The sequence below is a fragment of the Pseudomonas sp. PS01270 genome (genome assembly GCF_029959775.1).
Lineage (GTDB): Bacteria > Pseudomonadota > Gammaproteobacteria > Pseudomonadales > Pseudomonadaceae > Aquipseudomonas > Aquipseudomonas atacamensis.
Window position 1 is genome coordinate 1 of the sequence record NZ_JASCPT010000222.1, and the last position, 4,290, is coordinate 4,290.

A 4,290-nucleotide genomic window follows, 5' to 3' on the forward strand; every position below is an offset into this window, starting at 1 on the left:
TTTAATCCTGTGGGAGCGTGCTTGCGCGCGAATGCATTGGGTCAGGCAATGAAGATGTTGAATGTGCCGCCGTCTTCGCGAGCAGGCTCGCTCCCACACTGGATTTTGCATGTCGCCGGGATTTGGCACACGCCGCGAAAACCTATGGGAGCGAGCTTGCTCGCGAAGGCATCCGGTCAGGCGATGAAAATATTGAATGTGCCGCCGTCTTCGCGAGCAGGCTCGCTCCCAAAGGGATCTGCGGCGAGGCTCAGACTCGCAACAACTGCCGAGTCATCGCCATTGAGGTCTCCAGCGACTGCCCGGTGCGCTGCAATTTGTTCAGCAGGCTGGCACCGAGCCAGAGCTGATACAGCGTCTCCGCCAACTTGCGCGCATCGCCCTCCGGCAGGCTTTTGTCGGTCTGGCCTTGTTCGATGCATTCGGTGATGCGCGCGACGATGCGTTCGGCGCCGTCGCGCAGGGTCAGGCGCATTGATTCGGAGAGGTCGGCGACTTCGGCGCTGAGTTTCACCACCAGGCATTCATCGCCGTGGCCTTCGAGGGTGCAGCGGTTCTGCCAGCCCTGCCAGTAATCCATCAAACGCTCGAAGGCAGTCAGCCCCGGCAGCGTCAGGCGGCGCTCCATGTCGGCGAGGTAGTCGACGAAGTAATCCTCGAGCAGCGCCTGGCCGTACAACTCCTTGGATTTGAAGTAGTGATAGAACGAGCCCTTCGGCACGCCGGCGGTCTGCAGGATCTCGTTGAGGCCGACGCTGGTGAAGCCCTTCTCGGCCATCATCCGGTGGCCGGTGTCGAGCAAGTGTTGGCGGGTGTCGTCAAAGGTCGGCTTCATGGTGCGCAAAATTCCAGACAATAGACCAGTCGTATAGTTTTCAGGACCGGGAGTTTGCCATAACCGACGGGCAAAAACATTTTCTGAAAAAATTACTAGACGACTGGTCTAATTGGAAACTATGCTGCGCCCCGACACACAAATTCATGCGGCACCGACAACAAGCGAATCCCTCGCCTTCTGCCGATGCCAGACCAACCCAAGGGTGCTCTATGAAAATCTTGATGGTTCTGACTTCCCACGATCAACTCGGCAACACTGGCAAGAAAACCGGTTTCTGGCTGGAAGAGTTCGCCGCGCCTTACTTTGCCTTCAAGGACGCCGGCGCCGACGTCACCCTGGTATCGCCTGCCGGCGGCCAGCCTCCGCTCGATCCAAAAAGCGATGAGCCAAGCGCGCAGACTGCCGAGACCGACCGCTTCCGCGCCGATCCGGCCGCACAACAAGCATTGGCCACCACTGGCCGTCTGGCTGATGTGAAGGCCGAGGATTTCGATGCCGTGTTCTACCCAGGCGGCCACGGCCCGTTGTGGGATCTGGCCGAAGACAAAGCCTCTATTGCACTGATCGAAGCCTTCGACCGCGCCAACAAACCTCACGGTTTTGTCTGCCACGCACCCGGCGTGTTGCGTCATGTGGTGCGCGCTGACGGCCAGCCGATCGTCAAGGGCCGTGATGTCACCGGTTTCACCAATGCCGAAGAGGCTGCAGTCGGCCTGACTGACGTGGTGCCGTTCCTCATCGAAGACGAGTTCCAGCGCCTTGGCGGGCGCTATTCGAAAGTCGCCGACTGGCAGGTTCACGTGGTGGCTGACGGTCAACTGGTCACCGGCCAGAACCCGGCCAGCTCTGCCGCCGTTGCCGAAAAGCTGTTGAAGATGCTCGGCTGAATCCCTCGCTCCAACCCGATCAACGCCGCGTGCGTACCGCCCGGCGTTGTTTTTTTGCCCAGTCACTAGTCGACTGGTCTAATCAGATTCAAGGCTTACTCCATGAATAGCGCTTTTTTCACGCCCGCCAAATTGGGCAACCACACCCTGAAAAACCGCATCGTTCTGCCGCCTCTCACCCGCCAGCGCAGCACACAACCGGGCAATGTCGCCAACGAGTTGATGGCCGAGTATTACCAGCAGCGCGCCGGTGCCGGTTTGCTCGTCACCGAAGGCACGCAGATCGAACCGCGCGGTCAGGGTTATGCGTGGACGCCGGGCATTCACACGCCGGAGCAGATCGCCGGTTGGCGCAAAGTCACCGAGGCGGTGCACGCCGTGGATGGTGTGATCTTCGCCCAGCTCTGGCACGTCGGTCGGGTCTCGCACATTGCGTTGCAGCCCAACGGCGATGCGCCGGTGTCGGCCTCTGCGGTCGCCACGGATCGCGTGAGCGTGTTCATCGAAACCGCGCCCGGTGTCGGTGAACTGGTGCCGCCGTCCGCTCCGCGCGCGTTGAGCACCGATGAAGTGCAGGAACTGATTCAGCTGTACATCCAGGCCGCGCGCAACGCGATGGATGCGGGTTTCGACGGCATCGAACTGCACTGCGCCAACGGTTATCTGGTCAACCAGTTCATCTCCGCCCACAGCAACCTGCGCACCGACCTGTACGGCGGCTCACTGGACAATCGCTTGCGCTTCTTGCGCGAAGTGGTGGCCGGCGTCGCCGAATGCATCGGCAAGGACAAGGTCGGTGTGCGGTTTGCGCCGCTGTTCACTACCACCGATGAAGCGCGGACGTACCTGGGCCTGGTCGAGGAAGATCCGCACACAACTTACATTGCGGCGATCAAGATTCTTGAAGACGTGGGCATCGCCTACCTGTCGATCGCCGAAGCCGACTGGGACAACGCGCCAGCCATGCCGCAGACCTTTCGCCAGGCCGTGCGCGACACGTTCAGCGGCGCGATCATTTATGCCGGCCGCTACACCGCCAAAACCGGCGCGCAATTGCTTGAGTCGGGGCTGGCCGATCTCGTCGCGTTTGGCCGACCATTCATGGCCAACCCGGACCTGCCGGCGCGGATTGCCAATGACTGGCCGTTGAATCAGTTGAATCCGGCGACGGTGTATGGCGGTGGTGCCGAGGGTTATATCGATTACCCGACCTACCCCGCATAAGGACACAACACAAACCCCTGTGGGAGCTGGCTTGCCAGCGATGGCGTCAGATCAGTCGATGCATGTGTGCCTGACAAAACGCTATCGCTGGCAAGCCAGCTCCCACACGGGACACTGCGCGCACAATACCTATACATAACAAACAATCTGTATAACTATTGGAGTTCGAATCGTTCACCGGACTTCGCTCCATGCCCCCTGCCCACCGCTTGCTCCTGATCCTCGGCGACCAGCTGTCATTCGACCTGGCCTCCCTGCAGCCACTCGATCCCCAGCACGACCTGCTGCTGATGGTCGAGGTCATGGAGGAAGCGACCCACGTCGCCCATCATCCGCAAAAGATCGCTCTGATCTTCAGCGCCATGCGCCACTTTGCCGAGGCGTTGCGCGATAAAGGCTACCGCGTCCAATACGTCCGCCTCGACGACCCGGATAACAGCGGCTCCATCCCCGGCGAATTGCAGCGCTGGCAAACCCTCACCGGCGCCGAACAGATTCATATCACCGAATGCGGCGACTGGCGCCTTGAGCAGTCAATCAAAGATTCGGGCTTGCCCGTGCACTGGCATTCAGACAGCCGTTTCCTCTGCTCCCGCGAAGAGTTCTCCAATTGGGCCAGCGGCAAGAAGCAGCTGCGCATGGAGTTTTTCTACCGCGAGATGCGGCGCAAGAGTCGGCTGCTGCTGAACGGGGACGGTACGCCGGTCGGCGGTGCATGGAATTTCGATGCGGAGAATCGCAAGGCGCTGCCCAAACACGCCAAACCGCCCTACCCGGCGCGTTTCGCCAATGACGCAATCACCCAAGAGGTGCTGGTATTGGTCGGCGAGCGCTTCGCCACGCATTACGGCACGCTGGATGACTTCAATTACCCGGTGACCCACGCCGATGCCCAGGCCCTGTGGCAATACTTTCTCGACTATGCGCTGGCCGGCTTCGGTGATTACCAGGACGCCATGGCCAGCGACGAACCGTTTCTGTTTCACGCGCGGATCAGTGCCGCGCTGAACATCGGCCTGCTCGATCTGCGCCAGCTGTGCAGCGATGTCGAGGCGGCGTACTGGTCGGGGAGCATCGGCCTCAACGCGGCCGAAGGCTTCATTCGGCAGCTGATCGGCTGGCGTGAATACGTGCGCGGCGTGTACTGGCTGAAGATGCCGGACTACGCCGAGGGCAACGTGTTTGGCAACTCGCGTCCGCTGCCGGAGTTCTACTGGACCGGGCAGACACAGATGAACTGCATGCGCCAGGCCATCGGCCAAAGCCTGCAACATGCCTACGCCCACCACATTCAGCGCCTGATGGTCACTGGTAACTTTGCCTTGCTCGCCGGGATTGCGC

4 protein-coding genes are annotated in these 4,290 nt (G+C 60.8%); 3 read left to right on the forward strand and 1 reads right to left on the reverse strand.

The genetic code is table 11. The annotated features are described in order from the left end of the window. Positions 1-250 precede the first annotated feature (250 nt). Positions 251-835, reverse strand: coding sequence for a TetR/AcrR family transcriptional regulator (locus QMX86_RS27495; RefSeq protein WP_073476244.1), 585 nt, complete (start codon positions 833-835; stop codon positions 251-253). Between the two features lie 212 nt (positions 836-1,047). Between QMX86_RS27495 and QMX86_RS27500 the strand changes: the two genes are divergently transcribed. From QMX86_RS27500 to QMX86_RS27510, 3 genes are all read left to right on the forward strand, one after another. Continuing rightward, on the forward strand, positions 1,048-1,725 hold the full coding sequence (locus QMX86_RS27500) for a type 1 glutamine amidotransferase domain-containing protein (protein ID WP_073476243.1): 678 nt from the start codon (positions 1,048-1,050) through the stop codon (positions 1,723-1,725). A 102-nt stretch (positions 1,726-1,827) separates the two neighbouring features. Next, positions 1,828-2,949: an alkene reductase gene (locus tag QMX86_RS27505; protein WP_282387783.1), complete on the forward strand. Its 1,122-nt coding sequence runs from the start codon at positions 1,828-1,830 to the stop codon at positions 2,947-2,949. A 191-nt stretch (positions 2,950-3,140) separates the two neighbouring features. Next, a partial coding sequence (locus QMX86_RS27510; protein ID WP_282390428.1) for a cryptochrome/photolyase family protein occupies positions 3,141-4,290 on the forward strand: 1,150 nt, incomplete at its 3' end.